Source organism: Chloracidobacterium sp. N, from assembly GCF_018304765.1.
GTDB lineage: Bacteria > Acidobacteriota > Blastocatellia > Chloracidobacteriales > Chloracidobacteriaceae > Chloracidobacterium > Chloracidobacterium aggregatum.
This window is the reverse complement of sequence record NZ_CP072642.1, coordinates 2,278,713-2,296,450: the sequence shown is the minus strand read 5'-3', so window position 1 is coordinate 2,296,450 and position 17,738 is coordinate 2,278,713. Positions and strand designations below refer to the sequence as shown.

Sequence of the window (17,738 nt, the reverse complement as noted above, 5' to 3'; positions counted from 1 at the left end):
CGCTTTGTTTTTGAACGCGGCCAGTGACGTTTGCGAGCTTTCAGGAAAGCCGGTTCTTTAGAAATCCGGCAATGGCCTCAACGGCCCGTTGACACGCACTGCGGGGCGCGTCACGGTGCGTCACAAAGCGAACGGTGTACGGCCCGGCAGCACCGGCCAGAACGCCGCAGCTTTTCAGTCCGGCGCAGAATTCGGAGGCGGTCATTCCGGTTGGCGTCACATCGCACATGACGATGTTGGTTTCGACGCGGCTCAGTTCCACGTCCAGCCCTGGCAGTTGTGCCAGCTCAGCAGCCAACCAGCGGGCGTTGGCGTGGTCGTCAGCCAGATGGGCCGGGCCTTCTTCGAGGGCAACAAGTCCGGCCGCCGCCAGAACGCCGGCCTGCCGCATGCCGCCGCCGAACATCTTGCGAACCGTGCGCGCCCGTTCAATGAAATCGCGCGTGCCGAAAACAAGCGAGCCGACCGGTGCGCCCAAACCCTTGGAAAGGCAAATCATGACGCTCGAAAACCCGGCTGCCAGGTCGGCGACCCGAAGCCCACCGGCCACGGCCGCATTGAACAGTCGCGCTCCGTCAAGGTGGACCGGCAGTCCGCACGCGGCCGCTTCCTGTAGAATGCGGGCGACGGCAGCCGGAGGGGCGACGGTGCCACCGTGCATATTGTGGGTGTTTTCAAGGCAGAGGAGCGCCGTCCGGGTACGGTAGTACACCTTGGGCTGGAGGGCGGCGGCAATCGCTTCCCAGGTTGGCAGCCCCCGTTCGCTCGGTACGAGCCGGGGCGTCAGCCCGGAGAGCGCCGCCGGCGCACCCAGTTCCCACTCGTAAATGTGGGCGCGCGCCTCGACGATGATTTCGCTGCCCGGCGGTGCGTGCAGGCGGAGGCAAATCTGGTTGCCCATCGTGCCGCTCGGGACAAAGAGCGCCGCCTCAAAGCCAAGCAGCGCGGCAGCGCGCTCCTGCAATTCGTTCACGGTGGGGTCTTCAAGATAAACATCATCGCCAACTGCTGCCCGGTACATGGCTTCGCGCATGGCTGGCGAAGGCTGCGTCACGGTGTCGCTGCGTAAGTCAACAGGTGCGTCATCAAGCGTCATGAAACCGGATTCCTGTAAGAATGAAGATGAAAACGATGAACTGCCGCCTTTTGCGGCCGTCTATGCCTGGGTGCGCCGGATTCCGCCGGGGCGCGTCATGACCTACGGGCAGATTTCACGTCTCATCGGGGAACGTCTTTCGGCGCAGGGCGTCGGCTGGGCGCTGCGGGCGAGCATCCGGCAGGCAGACGGGCTGCCCTGGCACCGGGTGGTCAATGCCCGTGGCGGCATCAGCACGGGCAGGCTATCGCTTCATCTCGCCGCAGAGCAACGGGCGCGGCTGGAAGGCGAAGGCGTCGTGTTCCGCGCTGACGGGACGCTTGATCTGGCCGAGTATGGCTGGCAGCCGGAGGTCTGACGGAAGCCCGACAAAGCTTTGGTTACGGTTTGGCGGCGTTGGTCACGGTTGACGGATAGATGACCCGAATTGTGCGCACTTCAACCCGCTCGGCAGGTTTGTCGGCCGTGCCCGGCTCGATGGGGGTCTCGGCAATTTTGTCCACGACATCGAGACCTTCGATGACCCGCCCAAAGACCGTGTACTTGCCATCGAGCGACTCCAGCCGCCGCAGGCAGATGAAGTAGTGGGTCGTGGCGCTGTCGGGGTTGCTGCCGTGCGCCATGGAGAGAATGCCCTTGTCGTGGGGCGTTTCGTTGAATTCCGCCTTGAGCGGCGAGGTGTCGAAGCGCAGACGGCGGTTGGGGCTGTCAGCCGGCCACTTGGCCGGGTCGCCTCCCTGAATGACGAAATCCCTGGCAATGCGGTTGAACTCCGTGCGGTCGTAAAAACCCTGTTCCGCGAGGCGCAGAAAGTTGCGCACGTGGTTGGGGGCGACTTCGGGGAAAAACTCCAGGACGATGTTGCCGGCTGAAGATTCGATGACGGCGCGTACCTGTTTGAGTTCTTCGACGGAGAGCTTTTCGGCCCGGCTGGGTTTCGGGGCAGCCGGCTCAGGGGGAACGGTCGGGCGTGTGGGCGCCGGACGCGCCGCCGGACGCCGCTGCTGCGCGATGGCCTGCTCGCCAAACACCAACAGGCTGCCAAGAATCAACATCCATCCTGCGACTCGCCACACCATGGCTGGCATCCTCCCTGCACACTGCCGTGAATCGTGCCTGATGACTGCATTTTGTGAAGGTTGTTGCGGCTGAAGATAGCACAGCCGGGAAGGTCGGAGGACAAACGCCCGTACTGCCCGGCCGCATTTCATGCTAAACATGGCGCTATGTTACACCCGTTGCGAGAAACCGTTCGCCAGGCGGTCAAAACTCTGGTTGAGCGACAGTTTGGCATTGTCCTGCCGGATGTTGCCGTCGAATTTCCCCCCAACGTGACCCTGGGCGATCTGGCGACGCCGGCCGCTTTCGAGGTAGCCAAACGCCGCAAGGCCATCACCGGCGAAAAACACGCACCACGTGACATCGCCCAGACACTGGCCGATGGGTTGCGGACGGTGCTGCCCGATTTCGAGCGGATCGAAGTTGCCGGCGCCGGCTATATCAACCTGTTTCTGAACCGCGCCGAAACCCTGCTGCGGGCGCTCAATGCCCCGCCCGGCGTGCATGCGCCACGTTTCAGGGGAAAGGTCATCGTCGAGCACACGAGCGTCAACCCGAACAAAGCCGCCCACATCGGCCACCTGCGCAATGCCGTGCTGGGCGATGCCCTGGTGCGCCTTCTGCGCGCGACCGGCGAGACGGTTGAAGTCCACAACTACATTGACGACACCGGGGTTCAGGTGGCCGATGTGGTGGTGGGGTTCGTGCACATCGAAGGCAGGTCACTGGGCGAGGTGGCGGCCATTGACGGGAAGTTCGATGACTACTGCTGGGACCTCTATGCCCGCGTCGGTACGTGGTATGCCGAAGATGAGTCGCGCCTGCGCTGGCGGGCGGAGACACTCCACGCCATTGAACGCCACGAAGGGGAACTGGCCGCCTTGGGTGCCCGTATTGCCGAACGCATCGTGCACTGTCATCTGGCCACGATGGAACGGCTGGGCATCCGCTACGACGTACTTCCCTGTGAAAGCGCCATTTTGCGGCTTGATTTCTGGGCCGAGGCGTTTGAGCGCCTCAAGGCGGCCGGGGCGATTGTCTATGAAGCCGAAGGGCGGCGCGCCGGCTGCTGGGTGATGCGGGCCGGGCAGGAAGCGGCCACGACCGACGACGAACACGACGCCGACAAGATACTTGTGCGCTCAAACGGCACGGTCAACTACACCGGCAAGGACATTGCCTATCACCTGTGGAAACTGGGCATTCTGGAGCGGGATTTCCACTACCGGGCGTTTCACCGCTACGCCGACGGCCACACCGTGTGGATGGGAACGGCTGCTGAAGCGGATGATGCTTCTCCGCCGCCGGCGTTTGGGCGCGGCGCAGCTTATCTGAACGTCATTGATGTGGGGCAGAGCTATGCGCAGGAGTTTGTCAAACGGGGTGTCCTGTCGTTGGCCCCGGATGCCCTGCGGGACGCCGTTGCCGCCAGCGCCCATGTCGCCTACGAGAAGGTGGCGCTGACACCGGCAAGCTGCCTGGAGTTGGGTTTCGAGCTGTCCGAAGCTGACCGTCAGCGCCCGTTCATTTCCATGAGCGGACGCAAGGGGCTGGGCGTCAAAGCCGATGACCTGCTGGACCGGCTGGAAAGCAAGGCCCTGGCGCACGTCCAGGCGCACCAGCCCACGCTGCCCGAAGCCGAACAGCGTGCCATTGCCCATAAAATCGCCGTGGCGGCGGTACGCTACTTTTTGCTCAAATTTGCCCGGACGACACTCATTGCCTTCGATTTTGCCGACGCCATGGCCGAGCAGGGCGAAACAGGGGTGTATCTGCTCTATTCCCTGGTGCGCGTGGCCGGCATCCGCCGCAAGCTGCGCGAGGCCGGTCTGGATTGCCCCAACCCGGCGGCCGTGCTTGCCGGGAACCACACACAGCTCGAAGCCTGGCTGCGGGACGAAGGGAAAACCGCCAATGAGTTCTGGACGCTCATCGGGTTGGTGCTGCGCTATGACACCGTGCTCGTGGAAGCCAGTGAAACGCTGGAACCTTCTGTCGTCGCCAAGTATGCTTTCCAACTCGCCCAGGCATTCAGCGGGTTTTACAACCGGCACAACATCCGGCATGAACCGGATGAGGTTCGGCGGGCATTTCTGCTGGCGCTGGTCAGCCTGGTGGAAAGCCGCCTGCGGGCGGCGCTGGATGTCCTTGGGATTGACGCTCCAGAGCGCATGTAAGCGTATGTAGCTGCCCGGGCCGTGTCCCCCTACGGTCAGCTTTTCCTTTGTGTCCCTGCGAGGTTGGCTGCCATGACGACTTCACCACCACCGACGCTCGACGTGCCGCAATACTGGCTGGCGGATGTGCCGGACACCGCACAGGCTTACCGGCCGGCATGGTTTGCGGAGTGCAGCCTGAAGTTTCACAGCCTGCGGGCGCGGCTCAAGCATACGGATGAGCGGCTGTTTCTGGCCTGGGTGCCACGGGGAGAAGGCGAGCCGGACTGGGATGCGCCCCCACGCGAGCCGTCCACGGTGCAGGTCAACCAGTTGTGGAAGTCTCCGCCACGCGATCTGCCCCACCGGCAACAAGGCTACCTGCTTACACAGACGGCGCTGACGCGCCACGTCGAGGAGTTGGTGGCGCGGCTTTCACGGCGGGAGAAGCTGCGCCTGTGGTTCAATCAGCAGTTTGATGCGTTTTCCGAAGTCGGGGAGAGCCGCGAAAGCTTCGTCCAACGGCTGGCGGAATCGGCGGCCGAAACCATCGAGGATGAGCTGGCGGCACTCACGGCGCGCGTCAACCTGAAGCTCATGCAGGTGCAGTCTGCCGCCGAGCGCAAGGGCCTTGGGCAGAACCTGCCGGAAGCCAAGCTCAATGAAATCCTGACCGAGCGGCGGCAGGAATTTTTTTCGTCCATTACCCGTCTTGAAGCGCTCTTTTCGAGTGGGGAGCGTCTCATCGTGGCGGCCGAAGACAACCAGCCGCTCAACAGCGTGGTGAGCGACCCGGACCTGCACGAAACGCTGCTTCACATCGAGGCGGATGTCCGCCGGCAGTTGAACGCCCTGTGTACCCGCTGCCTGAGACGGCCGCCGCCTGTGACCCGTTTGAAATCGGTCTCCAGCCGGGACAGATCACCGTCCTGCGCAAAGGGCTGCTGTGGCTGCCCGAAACCGGCAGCCCTACGACAGACCGATGATGTTTCCTTCGGCGTCAATGTCAATCCGCTCGGAAGCCGGGACAGCCGGCAGTCCCGGCATGCGCACCAGGTCGCCGGCAATTGGAATGACAAAACCAGCGCCGGCGGCAATTTCGATTTCACGAATGGTCAGCGTAAAGCCGGTGGGGCGTCCGAGTTGGGTTGGGTCGTCGGAAAACGACTTCTGGGTTTTGGCGATGCACACCGGAAGCTGCTCCAGTCCCAGTTCGGCAATCAGGCGGAGATCGCGCCGGGCCCTGGGGAACCACTGCACTTCGCCGGCACCATAGACTCGCGTGGCCACCGTCTCGATTTTGCGCTCGATGGAGTCCGTCAGGTCGTAGAGCGGCTGCCACGACGACGTGGAACGCCCGACCGCAGCCAGGACTTCGTGGGCGAGGGCTTCGGCTCCGGCCCCACCGTGGGCCCAGGTTTCGGACACGGCTGCCGCCACGTGCAGTGCCGCGCAGCGCGCCTGAATCCACGCCATTTCTTCGGCGGTATCACTGGTGAAGCGGTTGATGGCCACGACGGGTTCAAGTCCGAACTGACGGACGTTTTCCAGGTGCTTTTCAAGGTTGCCAAAACCCCGTTCCAGGGCTGCCATATCCGGGGTGGACAGGGTTTCGAGCGCAGCGCCGCCCTGGTATTTCAAGCCCCGCACCGTAGCCACCACAACCACCACGGCCGGCGACAGGCCGGCGGTTCGGCATTTGATGTGCAGAAACTTCTCGCCACCCAGATCGAAGCCGAATCCGGCTTCGGTGACGACGTATTCGCTCAGGTGCAGTCCGGTGCGGGTCGCAATGATCGAGTTTGTCCCCTGCGCAATGTTGGCGAACGGCCCCAGGTGAATGATGGCGGGACTGCCTTCGAGCGTCTGCACGAGATTGGGCTTGATGGCGTCCTTCAGCAGGGCGGCCATGGCGCCGTTGGCTTTGAAGTCGCGGGCATACAGAGGCTGTTTGTCGTGGGTGAGGGCGACGAAGATGCCGCCGAGTTTTTCCTTCAGGTGGTGCAGCGAATCGCACAGACACATGGCGGCCATGACTTCCGAAGCCGCCGTGATGTCAAAACCGGCCTCACGGGGCAGGCCGTTGGCGCGGCCGCCGAGTCCGACGATGATCTGGCGCAGCGCCCGGTCGTTGGTATCGAGAACGCGCTTCCAGCGCACACTGGTGAGATCAATTCCGCCGGGGTTTCGCCGCTGGTGGAGCGCGTTGTCCACGATGGCGGCCAGCAGGTTGTGGGCGGCGGTCACGGCGGCAAAATCACCCGTGAAGTGCAGGTTGATCATGTCCATAGGCGCTACCTGCGACCGTCCGCCGCCGGTGGCGCCGCCCTTGAGGCCGAACACCGGCCCAAGGGAAGGTTCCCGCAGGACAGCAACGGCCTGCCGCCCGATCCGGTTGAGGGCATCGGTCAGACCAATTGTGACCGTGGTTTTTCCTTCTCCGGCCGGGGTTGGTGTCATGGCGGAAACAAGGATGAGTTTGCCTTGTCGGGAACTCTCCGGCGCACTGAAGGCAAGTGGCAGTTTGGCGGCATACCGCCCGTAGGGTTCCAGTTGGTCGGCGGCCACACCGAGACGTTCGGCAATGGCGGCAATCGGTTGCAGTTTGACGGAGCGTGCAATGGCAAGGTCAGACATGGAATTTTCCCGAAATGGAGAATAGGGGGTGGCGAGTAGCGAGTGGCGAGTGGCGAGTGGCGAGTGGGGAGTAGCGGATAGCGAATAAGGAATAAGGAATAAGGAATTGATGACTATCTGTTTTACATTTCTTGCTTCTCACTTTTCTGTTTCCTGTTTTCTATTCACCATTCCCTATCCCTACTCGCTACTCCCCACTCGCCACTCGCCACTTACTACTCCCCACTCGCTATTCGCTATTCGCTATCCGCTATCCGCTATTCGCTATCCGCCCCTCCCTCATCCCTTCCGGCCAGGCGGCGCAACCGTGCCTGAAGATCGAACGGCGTCAGTCGCAGGACAACGGTCGCTGTCAGGTACACACCGCCGTACAGCGCCAGCCCGCCGAGATCAGCCAGCCAGCGCCACGATGCACCTGAACTGACCGCCGGAGCGACGAGCGAGATGACCGCCCAGGCGCTTCCGGCCGCCAGCAGCGCGCACAGCCACAGTCCGGCACGTTCGAGGCGGTTGTCAGCCAGCGGCCCGATGCGTCCGTGCAGGCTGCGGCGCAGCAGAACGAACTCCACCCAGGCGGCAAGCCCCGAAGCCGCGGCCAGTCCGGCGACGCCCCACGCCGACGGCAGGCCCCACCGGCCTGGCAGGTACAGCGCCGCGACCGCACCGCCTCCTGCGCCCAACCCAACCCGTGCCAGTGCGTAGCGCAGTGGCGTGCGGGTGTCGCCCAGGGCATAAAATCCAGAGGCGTAGAGCCGGGCCTGCGTCGCCGCGCGCAAGCCAATCGCTGCCGCCGCGAGTGTCAGCCAGACGGCCGCCGTGGCGTTGTCATCGAAACGTCCGCCCCGGTAGAGCACGCCGACAATACTGCCGCCCAACACGACAAAAGCCACACTTGAGGGAATGACGAAAAACGACATCTGTCGTACGGCCTGCTTCAGGCGTTCGCGCATCTGGGCGGCCACAGCTTCCGGCGTGCCGGTGGCGCTGGACAGGGCTGGAAGTTCGGCTGCCGAAATCGCCAGCCCGAACAGGCTGACGGGCAGCATGTACACGTCCTGCGCGTAGCCCAGAATGCCGACGGCGCCTGGTGAAATGAGGCTGGCCAGGATGTTGTCCAGATAGCCGCTGATCTGTGCGACGCCCCGGCTGACGAGCGCCGGAAAGAAGTTACCGATGACCTCGCGGGTGGGCGCACCGTCGAGCTGAAAACCCAACTGGAGCGGCGGTGCCATGCGCCAGACCGTCGGAAGCTGTATGGCCAGCATGACGGCGCTTCCCACGACATTGCCCCAGGTCGTCCAGACGACGAGGTGTTCGAGCGGTTGTCCGCCAAACACCAGCAGCGTCAGGATGACGACGAGATTGAGCGCCACGGGCGCAGCGTAAGGCAGCAGAAACCGCCGGTGGCTGTTGAGAACACCCAGACACCAGGCCGACAGCACCAGCAGGCCGATGCCGGGGAAGAAAATCCGTACCAGTGTGACCGTCAGGGCGTAGTTTTCACCGGTAAAGCCGGGCGCAATGAGGCGCGTCAGCCAGGGCGCAAGCGCCATGCCGGCGGCCACGAGTCCGGCCACGACGACGGCCAGCAGACTGAAGATGGCCCCGGCGAGGCGTCCGGCTTCGTCGGTCCGGCCTTCGGCCAGCAGCCGCGCATAGGCTGGAATGAACGAGGCCGAGAGCGCGCCTTCGCCGAGCAGGTTTTGCAGCACGTTCGGAATGCGCTGCGCTGCGCGATAGACCCCGGCCAGATCGGTGTCGCCGAAGTAGTAGGCAAAAACCTTGTTGCGGATGAGTCCCGACACCCGGCTGGCCAGAATGCCCATTCCAACCAGAAGCGCCGCCGGAAGCTTGGGAAACGTCGGCATGCAGGGATTACCTGAAAGGGGCCGCCGCCCGGTGGCCCCGCCATCGTTCAGAGCGCCGCGAGTTCGGCTTCGAGTTTTTGCCGTTCATACAGCGCCGCGTAGCGGCCGCCAAGGGCCACGAGCTGGTCATGCGTTCCCTGTTCGACAATCTGCCCGTCTTCGAGAAACACGATGTGGTCGGCATCCTTGACGGTTGAAATCCGGTGGGCGATGAGGATGGTGGTCCGTCCGCGCATCACCTGCCGGAGATGCCCCAGAATGCGCGCTTCGGTGTCGGTATCCACGGCCGAAAGGGCATCGTCGAGGATGAGGATGCGGGGATTGCGCAGGATGGCGCGGGCCAGCGCCGTGCGTTGTTTCTGTCCGCCGGAAAGGGTGACGCCGCGTTCACCGATGACAGTTTCAAAGCCCTTTGGGAAGCGTTCCACGTCTTCGCGCAGTCCGGCCTGTTCGGCCGCCTGGGCGATGGCTTCGGGCGTTGCCTGCTCAACGCCAAAGGCAATGTTGGCGGCAATGGTATCGCTGAAGAGGAAGGCTTCCTGGGGCGCGTAGCCGATGGCTGCCCGGAGTTGATGCAGGGGATAATCGTGGATGGGCCGCCCGTCAATAAACAGCGTCCCAGGTGGCGCATCGAGCAGCCGGGGAATGAGATTGGCGAGGGTGCTTTTGCCGGCGCCGGTGGAGCCAACTATCGCCAGGGTCGCACCGCGTGGGATGGTGAGCGAAATGTCGAGCAGCACAGGCGGACCCGGCATGCCGTCAGGGCCCGGGTAGGCGAAGGTCAGGTGTCGGAACTCGATGTCGCCGGCAACGGGCGGCAGGTTGGGAACGGCGGCTGCGTCATGAATGGCCGGAGCTTCATCGAAAATTTTGGACAATCGTCCCATGCTGGCCAGTCCGCGCTGGGTGAGGTTGACAACCCAGCCCAGCGCAATCATCGGCCAGACGAGCATGGTCAGGTAGAGGTTGAATTCCACGAACTGCCCCAGGGTCAGCTCGCCGCGCAGAACGAGCCGCCCGCCGTACCACAGCACAATGGCCGGGCCGAGTCCGAACAGGATGTCGAGAACCGGACGAAACAGGGCTGACAGGCGGATGAGTTGCAGGTTGCGTCGGACGAACTCCCGGTTCATGGCGTCGAAGGCGGCTTCTTCAGCGGCTTCCTGGGCGAAGGCGCGCACGACACGGACGCCGGAAAAGTTTTCCTGCGCCTTGGCCGTCACCAGTCCGAAGTATTCCTGAATGCGCTCCGACTGGTCGTGGATGCGCGCCCCAAAGTATTTCGTGGCGGCCGCCGCCAGCGGCAGGGTGATGAGGGCGAAGGCGGTGAGGGTGACGTTGACGGCCACCATGGCGGGCAGAACGAGCAGGACGGTGAACAGTGTGTTGAGGCCGTAGAGTACGGCCGGGCCGATGAGCATGCGTACGGCGCCGATGTCGTTCGTGGCACGCGACATCAGATCGCCAATCCGCTGGCGATGGAAAAAGGACGGCGGTTGCTGCTGGAGATGGGCGTAGAAGGCCTGACGCAGGTCGTATTCGATGTCGCGCGAGCGGTTGATGAGGATGCGCCGCTGCCAGAACAAAAACAGCCCCCGGATGGCGGCGATGCCGACAACCAGCCCGGCATAGCGTGCGATCTTGGACTGCGTGACGCCCCTGCCAAGGTCATCCACAGCCGTACGAATCACCTGTGGCGACAGCAGGTTGATATAGGCGCTGGCCAGAATGCACAGCCCGCCGAGCAGAAAGCTGGGCCAGTAGGGCGCGCAGAAGCGAAGCAGGCGCTGCCACGGGGTGAGCGTGGGGCTGGAAGGTTGGGCTGAAGATGCAGCGGTTGGCGCAGAAGCAACGGGCGAGGCGAGCGAGGCTGTGGAAGAAGAACTCATGGTTTACAGGGCTGAAGCCGTCTGCCGGTTTCGGTGCGCCGTGGTCGCGCCCGGCGCGGAAGCGTCTTTATAGCCGGGAACTGGCTGGCATGACATGCGCCCCCGCCAGTTTTCATCACTCATGTTGCTGAAAAGCGGTTGCGGCAGATAGTGTTACGATGCCCCGGGAACATCACTCTGCGCCGTGCAGTAAGACAGCGTTTTTATGTGTTCCCGAGCGATTCATAATGGCTTTTATAACCCAGCAGGCTGTTCAGTCACGTCAGCCGAACGAGGTGATTTTTCAGCTTGACGCATTGCTGGATGCTATTGGGCTTGCTTATTTCTCGCCCAATAACTCGGAAAGAATCCGCGTAAGTGGGGGAAGGTCTTCTTGCACGGTCTTCCAGAGAATATCCAGGTTGATGTCGAAGTAGGCATGAACCAGCCGGTGGCGCATGCCGACAATATCTTCCCATGGAATCTCTGGCAGAGTGTGTCGTGTATCCTCCGTGATTCGATAAGCCGCTTCGCCAATGATTTCAATATCCTTGACCAAGGCAAGCGTCAGCTTGCGATCGCTGTCCAAATCCTGACGGCGGCTGTTTTGAGCAAATTCGATAGCTTCCCGGGCGGCATCGAGCATGTGCTGCAAGCGGATACGGTCATTCCTGCGCATACTGCACCTCCGCTTCATTCAGCACGTCCTGACGAAAATACCGGCTCAGGTCTTCCGGCGTGCGTACATCAACCTTGCGCCCGCCGAGAAGATTTGAAAGTTCGCGCTCCATACGCGCTATGCCAAACAGTCCAGGGATGTGCTCCGGCTCGAACTCAACCAGAATGTCAATGTCACTGTTCTCGTTGAAATCGGAACGCAAGGCGGAACCGAATACTGCCAGACGCCGGATGTGGTGAAGGCGGCAGAACTCAGCAACCTGGTCTTTGGGGAATCGTATCCGCTCGTGCATCATGCACCTCCAACGTTGCGAACCGGTGTTCTTTGAGTAGCCGATCCATTGATCGTGCACCAGAGATGTGCGAACCGCTGTTGCCGTAAGCTTGCGACAGACCGGAGAACACGCCCTTCATCGTCACCAACGCGCCGCTTCTGCACATCCAGCCCCGGCAGGTTGTTTTCCGGTTCCAGTGTACACCTTGCGCGTTGTTGTCTTTGCGGGTTCTGGATCACGAGTCCGACGAAGGGACTTCCCAGCGTGCCTGAGTCGGGATGGTCAACCTGCGGCGGGGTCGCCACAGCCGCCGACGACATTGACGCCCCGGCCGCGTCCCGCCAAGATGCCCTCCGGGCCGGCTCCTGCCGCCGCCGTACTCCACGCTCCCACACCGGAAATACCTGCACCATGCGCCTTTGGTTTCTCATCTGCCTGACGCTCTGGTTTTCAACCGTAGGAACCGCCCTGCCGCCGGGCAGCAGCCAGCGCGCTGCCCAAAGACCTGCTCCCGCCAAAGCGCTGGATGCCCCGGCCCCGGAGTACGCCCAGCTTTTCAACCGCCAACTGCCAAACGGCCTCGAAGTCATCGTCTATGAAGACCACGCCGTACCGCTGGTGACGATTGAACTTGCCTGCCGCAACGGTTCCTTCACCGAGCCGCCCGAACTCAACGGCCTGTCGCACCTTTATGAGCACATGTTCTTCAAGGCCAACCGGGCCGTGAAAAATCAGGAAACCTACCTGCGCACCATTGGCGAACTGGGCATCATTTACAACGGCACAACAAACACCGAGCTGGTCAACTACTACTTCACCACGCTCAGCCGGCATCTGCCCACGGCGCTGCGCTTCATGCGGGATGCCGCCCTGTACCCGGCTTTCGACGAGGAGGAATTTGCCCGCGAAAAAGAAGTCGTACTGGGCGAAATAGACCGCAATGAGTCAAATCCCTACTACTACCTTTCAACCGAAATGACGCGGCGGCTGTTTGCGACCTACACCAGCCGCAAAAATCCCCTTGGGACGCGCGAAACCGTGGCTGCGGCAACAACCGATCAGATGCGGCTCATCCAGCAGCGGTACTATGTGCCGAACAACGCTGCCGTCCTCGTTGCCGGCGATGTCGAACCCGAAGAGGCCTTTCGCCTCGTGGCAACGTATTTCGGAGACTGGCCGCGTGGTGAAGACCCGTTCAAAAAGTACCCGTTGGTGGAACATCCGCCGCTGAAAGCAAGTGAAGGCGTCGTGGTGACGCAGCCCGTGCAGAACGTCACCATTCAGATCGGCTGGCACGGCCCTTCGATTGGCAGGGACGATGCGGCCACCTACGCGGCAGATGTGTTCTCGTTCATCCTGCGGCAGCCAAACAGTCGTTTCCAGCGGGCGCTTGTGGACAGCGGTCTCGCTACCGGCGTGGATTTGATTTACCTGACCCAGCGCAACGTCGGCCCGATTACCCTCACGCTGCAAACCACACCGGAGAAAGCCCGCGCCGCCCTGCGCGCCATCTATGCCGAAATCGAACATTTTGCCGACGCCGACTACTTCACGGATGAAGAACTCAGCGTGGCCAAAACCCTGCTTGAAGCCGAAGACCTGTTTTCGCGGGAGAAGGTCAGCGAGCACGTTCACTCGCTGAGTTTCTGGTGGGCTTCAACCGGACTGGACTACTTTCGCGGCTACCTGCCAACCCTGCGGAAAACCTCGCGGGCCGACATTCAGCGCTACCTTCGCCGCTACATCCTGGGGCAGCCCCACGTCGCTGTTGCCCTGATGTCGCCCGAAGCGGCTTCCAGTCTGAAGCTGACCGAAGCCGAACTCATTGGTGAGCAACGGGCCCTGGCTGCGGCGCGTTGACCGTTTTGCCCGGCTGCCTAGTAACCCAGCGCGCGCAGGTGCTCGGCCGTCAGCCGGGACGCCGACGAAGGTGATGACGAAGACGATGAATACTGCAAAAGGCGTTCGACGTACTTGGCGAGCACATCGGCTTCGAGGTTGACGGGCGCGCCGGGCGTGAGGTGGGGCAGCGTCGTCCAGGCAAGCGTCGTCGGGATGACGGCAATTTCAAACCAGTCCTCGCCGAGCGCGGCAATCGTCAGGCTGACGCCATCCACGGCAATGCTGCCCTTGTGCACGAGGTAGCGTCCGATGTCCGGCGGAAAACCAAAGCGCATCGTGACGGCGTTTCCACTGGGACGGCGCGAAAGAAAGCGGCCGATGGCGTCCACGTGGCCCTGCACGATGTGTCCGCCCAGGCGCGCGCCGACGGCAACGGCCCGCTCCAGATTGACGCCTGCGCCGGGGGTGAGCTGGCCCAGGTTGGACACCCGCAGGGTTTCTTCGGAGGCGTCGGCCGTAAAGCCCGTGCCGGTCAGGGAAGTCACTGTCAGGCAGACGCCATTGACGGCAATGCTGTCGCCGATGTGCGTGCCCTCCAGAACGGTTCTGGCGGCAATGGACAGAACGCCGCCGGTAGAGCGCCGCCGGAGCTGTTCCAGATGGCCGACTTCCTCGATGATGCCGGTAAACATACTCGCCCTCGTTCAGGCCTGCCTTCGTCAGGTACACCCTTGTTCAAACACCGGATCAGGCATAGGACGGCGCATTGCCCGGCCGCCACTTGATGTTGCAGCCGACGCTGGGCTTTTGTCCGTCCAGCGGCGGCTCACCGGCCAGCACCGCATCCAGCGCCCGGCGCAGGTCTTGCCCCGTAACCGGAAGGCCGTTGCCGGGGCGGCTGTCATCCATCTGCCCACGATAGACGAGTTTGCGTGTCCGGTCATAGACAAAGAAATCCGGGGTGCAGGCTGCCTGGAAAGCTTTGGCTACTTCCTGGGTCTCATCATAGGCGTAGGGAAACTGGAAACCGAGTTCCTGCGCCATGGCTTTCAGCGATTCCGGCGCGTCTTCGGGATAGGTGGCGGCGTCATTCGAGCTGATGGCGAGGACGCCGACGCCTTTGGCGACATACTCATTGGCCAGTGCCGTGAGTTCCCGCTGGACGTGCTTGACGTAAGGACAATGGCGGCAGATGAACATCACGAGCAGCGCCGGACAGTCGGCAAAGGTGGCTGGTGACAGAGGGCGTCCGGTGGTGACATCCGCCAGCGTGAAATCCGGCAGCGGCGTTCCCAGCGCCAGCATGGTGGATGGCGTCAAGGCCATGGATGAGTGCCTCCCTTGTGCGCAAGGCGTGATGCGGAAGTTCTAGCCGGGAGAGCACTGGTGCGCAAACAAAACTCGAATGAACCGTCCGGTGCGGTGGCCAGGCTGTGACTTCCGCTGGGAATCCGGCTTCGTAACACGGTATTAAGCTTTTTCCTGTCTCATGCTGTTCCTGAAAAGTTCACCCTCAAGAGTTCATCCTATCGTGTTGGCTTCCAAAGCCACGACAACGAGTAGCTTCTGGTGCTGTTGCCAGACGCAACACGCAGGAACTGAGGAGACTGGAAAATGCGAAGTGCTTTGTTGGGAAACCGGTTGCCAATCCTGGTCGGTTGGTGTGTCGTGTGGACGAGTTGCTTTCTCGCCTCCGGCTGTGATCGGGAGGCGACGCCGGCCGCCGGCAGTACACCCGGCGCTGCTGCGCGGGCGAAAAGCAAAGCCCAACCGCTTGACCTCAACAACCTGCCCAAGACCATGGCGGGCGTGGCCGGCATTGAACTGGTACTCATTCCGGCCGGCGAGTTCACCATGGGGGAAGCCGGTGGTGAACCGGATGAGCAGCCGGCGCACCGGGTCACGATCAGCCAGCCTTTCTACCTTGGCAAATACGAAGTCACCCAGGCCCAGTGGAAGCAGATCATGGGCAACAACCCCAGCAAGTTCGTCGGCGACGACCTGCCCGTGGACAGCGTTTCCTGGAAGGACGTGCAAACCTTTCTTCAGCGTCTGAATGATGCGGACGACCCGTTCTTCTACCGCCTGCCGACGGAAGCCGAATGGGAATATGCCTGCCGCGCCGGAGGAAGCGGCAAATATGCGGGCAATCTCGATGCCACGGCCTGGTACTTCGACAACGCCGGCGGCAGGACCCACCCGGTGGGGCGGAAAGAACCCAACGCTTTTGGCCTGCACGACATGCACGGGAACGTCCGGGAGTGGTGCCAGGACTGGTACGATGACCTCTACTACAAAAAAACGCCCGGTGAGGACCCGACCGGGCCGACGAATGGCACCTGGCGGGCGATTCGCGGTGGCTCCTACTTTGCCAATGCTGCTGCCTGCCGGTCAGCCGTACGCTACAAACTCGACCCTGAACTCAGGCTCGATTCGGTTGGCTTTCGGGTGGCGGCCAGTGTTCGCTAGCTCCGGCATTCGGCCGAGTGGGCTTTTGGCCAGTGTTGGCAAAAGGGCGATATGCTGGCTTCCGGCCCCCTGTGTATCAGGCGGGCCCTTACCCTCTTTCTAAAAATCGTGTTGGCTGGTAAAAAAGACGGCTTGATTTTTTCAGAGGAGAGGAATTGTCACCGTGCCGTCTGCACCTTTGTTCTCACCTGTTGCTGCATTTTCTTCCGTTCCTTCAGAACCGGGCCTGCGACGCGGGCTGCTGGCTCTCAGTTTCAGCGCCGTTGCGCTGGTGCTTGTCGGGTGCGACACCAAGGACACCCCCAAGCCGCCCGACCAGCAGCCCGCTGTTCAGGCGGCCCCGACCGAGCAATCACCAGCGCCGCCAGCCGAGGCTGCGCCGGCCGAGGATGAACTGGAGATCATCTCGACCGACAAAAAGAAGAAAACCATCACCTTCCGCGACAAAAAGACCGGGAAGACCGAAACGCTCCCGATGGACGAGTTTTACAAACGTGCCAGCGAGCGGGAGAAGGCGCGCGCGCAAAAGGCCCAGCCGCAGGCTCAGCCCGGCATCAAGGAGGTCAAGCCGGAAGACCTGCCGCCGTGGGTGGTGATCTACCCCAACGCGGAAATCAAGAACAACCTTCAGGCTGAAAATCCGAACACACTGGCCGGGCGCCTCATCATGGCCTCGGATGATGCACCGGAAACCGTGGCCAATTTCTATGAGAAGCTGCTCAAGGACAGCGAATTCACCGTCGTCCGCACGGGTTCCGGTGAGACCCAGGCCGTCAGCGCCCGCCGTCAATCCGGTGAGGTGGTCATGGTTTCGGCGATGCCCAACAAAGAGCTGAAGAAGACAGGCATCATGCTGAACTACCTGAGACCGGCGCCCAAGGATAAGTAGTTCTGATCAGATACGCCGACCGGGCGTTGTCGCAGGGGAGATGGAGGAGGTGCTTCACGGGCCGCCATAGCTTAGGCGCGCATGGCCTGTGCTTCTGCGCCTCCGCCGGCCAGCGCCCGGTTGAGCAGGGTCTCAAACTCACCGTACGACTCCAGGTAATCCTCCCGGCTCAACTGGATGATGTGTTGCGCTTCGGCGGCGTCATAGATGTGGGTGATTTCCGTACGCCGCTCGGTGGCGCCGGGAATTTCCTTGTAGGTCAGAAAGTAGTGCCGCAGCCGCTCGACCAGGTTCTTCGGGCACTCTGAAATGTCGCGCCATTCCCCATAGACTTCATCGTTGCGGAGCACGGCAATGATTTTGTCGTCGGCTTCGTTGCCGTCAATCATCCGCAACCCGCCAATCGGGATGGCCTGCACGAGAATGTCACTGTGGTGGATGGGCTTCTCGGTCAGTACACAGATGTCGAGGGGGTCGCCGTCGCCCGCCATGTCTGTCCGCCCGGTGCGTTCAGCACAGAATGCTCCAATCCGCCTGCCACAGTAGGTTTGGGGAATCAGTCCGTAGAGCGTCGGGCAGTGGTTGGAATACTTCTGCGGACGGTCAACCTTGAGGTGCCCGGTCATCTTGTCGAGTTCGTATTTGATGGCGTCCGTCGGCACGATTTCAATGTAGGCCGTAACCTGCGCGGGGGCCTGCTCGCCGATGGAGACGCCATGCCACGGGTGGGCTTTGAACAGAGTCCGCATCATCTTCCACAAAATGGCTTCCAGTGTTTTGTCCATGACGGCTATATCCAGTCTCCTCAAACATTTGTCCGCACGGCGGGGGACATCGCACGGATGATGAACCGTGACGCGGTGGGTGACTCCTCCGGCCGGTGCGGCTGTGGGTTTCGTGC

At 62.2% G+C, this 17,738-nt stretch carries 17 protein-coding genes; 6 read left to right on the top strand and 11 right to left on the bottom strand.

Annotated features, from left to right (window positions below; translation table 11 throughout):
* Positions 1–40 precede the first annotated feature (40 nt).
* Positions 41–1,096 (bottom strand): threonine aldolase family protein, encoded by a 1,056-nt coding sequence (locus J8C05_RS09635; protein ID WP_211421986.1) that lies wholly within the window; start codon positions 1,094–1,096, stop codon positions 41–43.
* Here J8C05_RS09635 and J8C05_RS09630 point away from each other — a divergent pair.
* Positions 1,095–1,454 (top strand): MGMT family protein, encoded by a 360-nt coding sequence (locus tag J8C05_RS09630; RefSeq protein WP_211421985.1) that lies wholly within the window; start codon positions 1,095–1,097, stop codon positions 1,452–1,454. The two genes, J8C05_RS09635 and J8C05_RS09630, sit on opposite strands and share 2 nt — an antisense overlap.
* A 22-nt stretch (positions 1,455–1,476) precedes the next feature.
* Here J8C05_RS09630 and J8C05_RS09625 read toward each other — a convergent pair whose 3' ends face one another.
* Complete coding sequence (locus J8C05_RS09625; protein WP_211421984.1) at positions 1,477–2,175, bottom strand: peptidylprolyl isomerase; 699 nt, start codon at positions 2,173–2,175, stop codon at positions 1,477–1,479.
* Between the two features lie 147 nt (positions 2,176–2,322).
* On the opposite strand from J8C05_RS09625, the gene J8C05_RS09620 reads away from it, so the two are divergent.
* Positions 2,323–4,332: an arginine--tRNA ligase gene (locus J8C05_RS09620; protein ID WP_211421983.1), complete on the top strand. Its 2,010-nt coding sequence runs from the start codon at positions 2,323–2,325 to the stop codon at positions 4,330–4,332.
* Between the two features lie 414 nt (positions 4,333–4,746).
* Here the strand turns inward: J8C05_RS09620 and J8C05_RS09615 are convergent, their stop codons facing one another.
* Positions 4,747–5,130: a hypothetical protein gene (locus J8C05_RS09615; protein WP_211421982.1), complete on the bottom strand. Its 384-nt coding sequence runs from the start codon at positions 5,128–5,130 to the stop codon at positions 4,747–4,749.
* Between the two features lie 35 nt (positions 5,131–5,165).
* On the opposite strand from J8C05_RS09615, the gene J8C05_RS15630 reads away from it, so the two are divergent.
* Complete coding sequence (locus J8C05_RS15630) at positions 5,166–5,297, top strand: hypothetical protein (protein ID WP_281503752.1); 132 nt, start codon at positions 5,166–5,168, stop codon at positions 5,295–5,297.
* Here the strand turns inward: J8C05_RS15630 and J8C05_RS09610 are convergent.
* From J8C05_RS09610 to J8C05_RS09590, 5 genes are all read right to left on the bottom strand, one after another.
* Positions 5,281–6,948, bottom strand: coding sequence for a formate--tetrahydrofolate ligase (locus tag J8C05_RS09610; protein ID WP_211421981.1), 1,668 nt, complete (start codon positions 6,946–6,948; stop codon positions 5,281–5,283). The genes J8C05_RS15630 and J8C05_RS09610 overlap by 17 nt on opposite strands.
* A gap of 257 nt (positions 6,949–7,205) precedes the next feature.
* Positions 7,206–8,816 (bottom strand): murein biosynthesis integral membrane protein MurJ, encoded by a 1,611-nt coding sequence (gene murJ, locus J8C05_RS09605; protein WP_246840692.1) that lies wholly within the window; start codon positions 8,814–8,816, stop codon positions 7,206–7,208.
* A gap of 47 nt (positions 8,817–8,863) precedes the next feature.
* Entirely contained in the window at positions 8,864–10,705 is a 1,842-nt protein-coding gene (locus J8C05_RS09600; protein WP_211421980.1) for an ABC transporter ATP-binding protein, read from the bottom strand.
* Positions 10,706–11,024: 319 nt separating this feature from the next.
* Positions 11,025–11,363 (bottom strand): HepT-like ribonuclease domain-containing protein, encoded by a 339-nt coding sequence (locus tag J8C05_RS09595; RefSeq protein WP_211421979.1) that lies wholly within the window; start codon positions 11,361–11,363, stop codon positions 11,025–11,027.
* Positions 11,350–11,658, bottom strand: coding sequence for a nucleotidyltransferase family protein (locus tag J8C05_RS09590; protein ID WP_014100450.1), 309 nt, complete (start codon positions 11,656–11,658; stop codon positions 11,350–11,352). Before J8C05_RS09590 ends, J8C05_RS09595 begins: the two co-directional genes overlap by 14 nt.
* A 390-nt stretch (positions 11,659–12,048) precedes the next feature.
* Between J8C05_RS09590 and J8C05_RS09585 the strand changes: the two genes are divergently transcribed.
* On the top strand, positions 12,049–13,497 hold the full coding sequence (locus tag J8C05_RS09585; RefSeq protein WP_211421978.1) for a M16 family metallopeptidase: 1,449 nt from the start codon (positions 12,049–12,051) through the stop codon (positions 13,495–13,497).
* Positions 13,498–13,514: 17 nt separating this feature from the next.
* On the opposite strand, the gene J8C05_RS09580 is transcribed toward J8C05_RS09585, so the two are convergent.
* The gene (locus tag J8C05_RS09580; protein ID WP_211421977.1) at positions 13,515–14,171 is read right to left on the bottom strand and encodes a riboflavin synthase; all 657 of its coding nucleotides are present in this window, start codon (positions 14,169–14,171) and stop codon (positions 13,515–13,517) included.
* A gap of 55 nt (positions 14,172–14,226) precedes the next feature.
* Complete coding sequence (locus tag J8C05_RS09575) at positions 14,227–14,805, bottom strand: thioredoxin family protein (RefSeq protein WP_014100447.1); 579 nt, start codon at positions 14,803–14,805, stop codon at positions 14,227–14,229.
* Positions 14,806–15,093: 288 nt separating this feature from the next.
* Between J8C05_RS09575 and J8C05_RS09570 the strand changes: the two genes are divergently transcribed.
* Both J8C05_RS09570 and J8C05_RS09565 read left to right on the top strand, forming a co-directional pair.
* On the top strand, positions 15,094–15,948 hold the full coding sequence (locus tag J8C05_RS09570) for a formylglycine-generating enzyme family protein (protein ID WP_246840691.1): 855 nt from the start codon (positions 15,094–15,096) through the stop codon (positions 15,946–15,948).
* 163 nt (positions 15,949–16,111) lie between these two features.
* A complete protein-coding gene (locus J8C05_RS09565; protein ID WP_211421976.1) occupies positions 16,112–16,837 on the top strand; it encodes a hypothetical protein in 726 nt (241 codons plus the stop codon).
* Between the two features lie 71 nt (positions 16,838–16,908).
* On the opposite strand, the gene J8C05_RS09560 is transcribed toward J8C05_RS09565, so the two are convergent.
* A complete protein-coding gene (locus J8C05_RS09560; RefSeq protein ID WP_058866852.1) occupies positions 16,909–17,622 on the bottom strand; it encodes an inorganic pyrophosphatase in 714 nt (237 codons plus the stop codon).
* Positions 17,623–17,738: the final 116 nt, after the last annotated feature.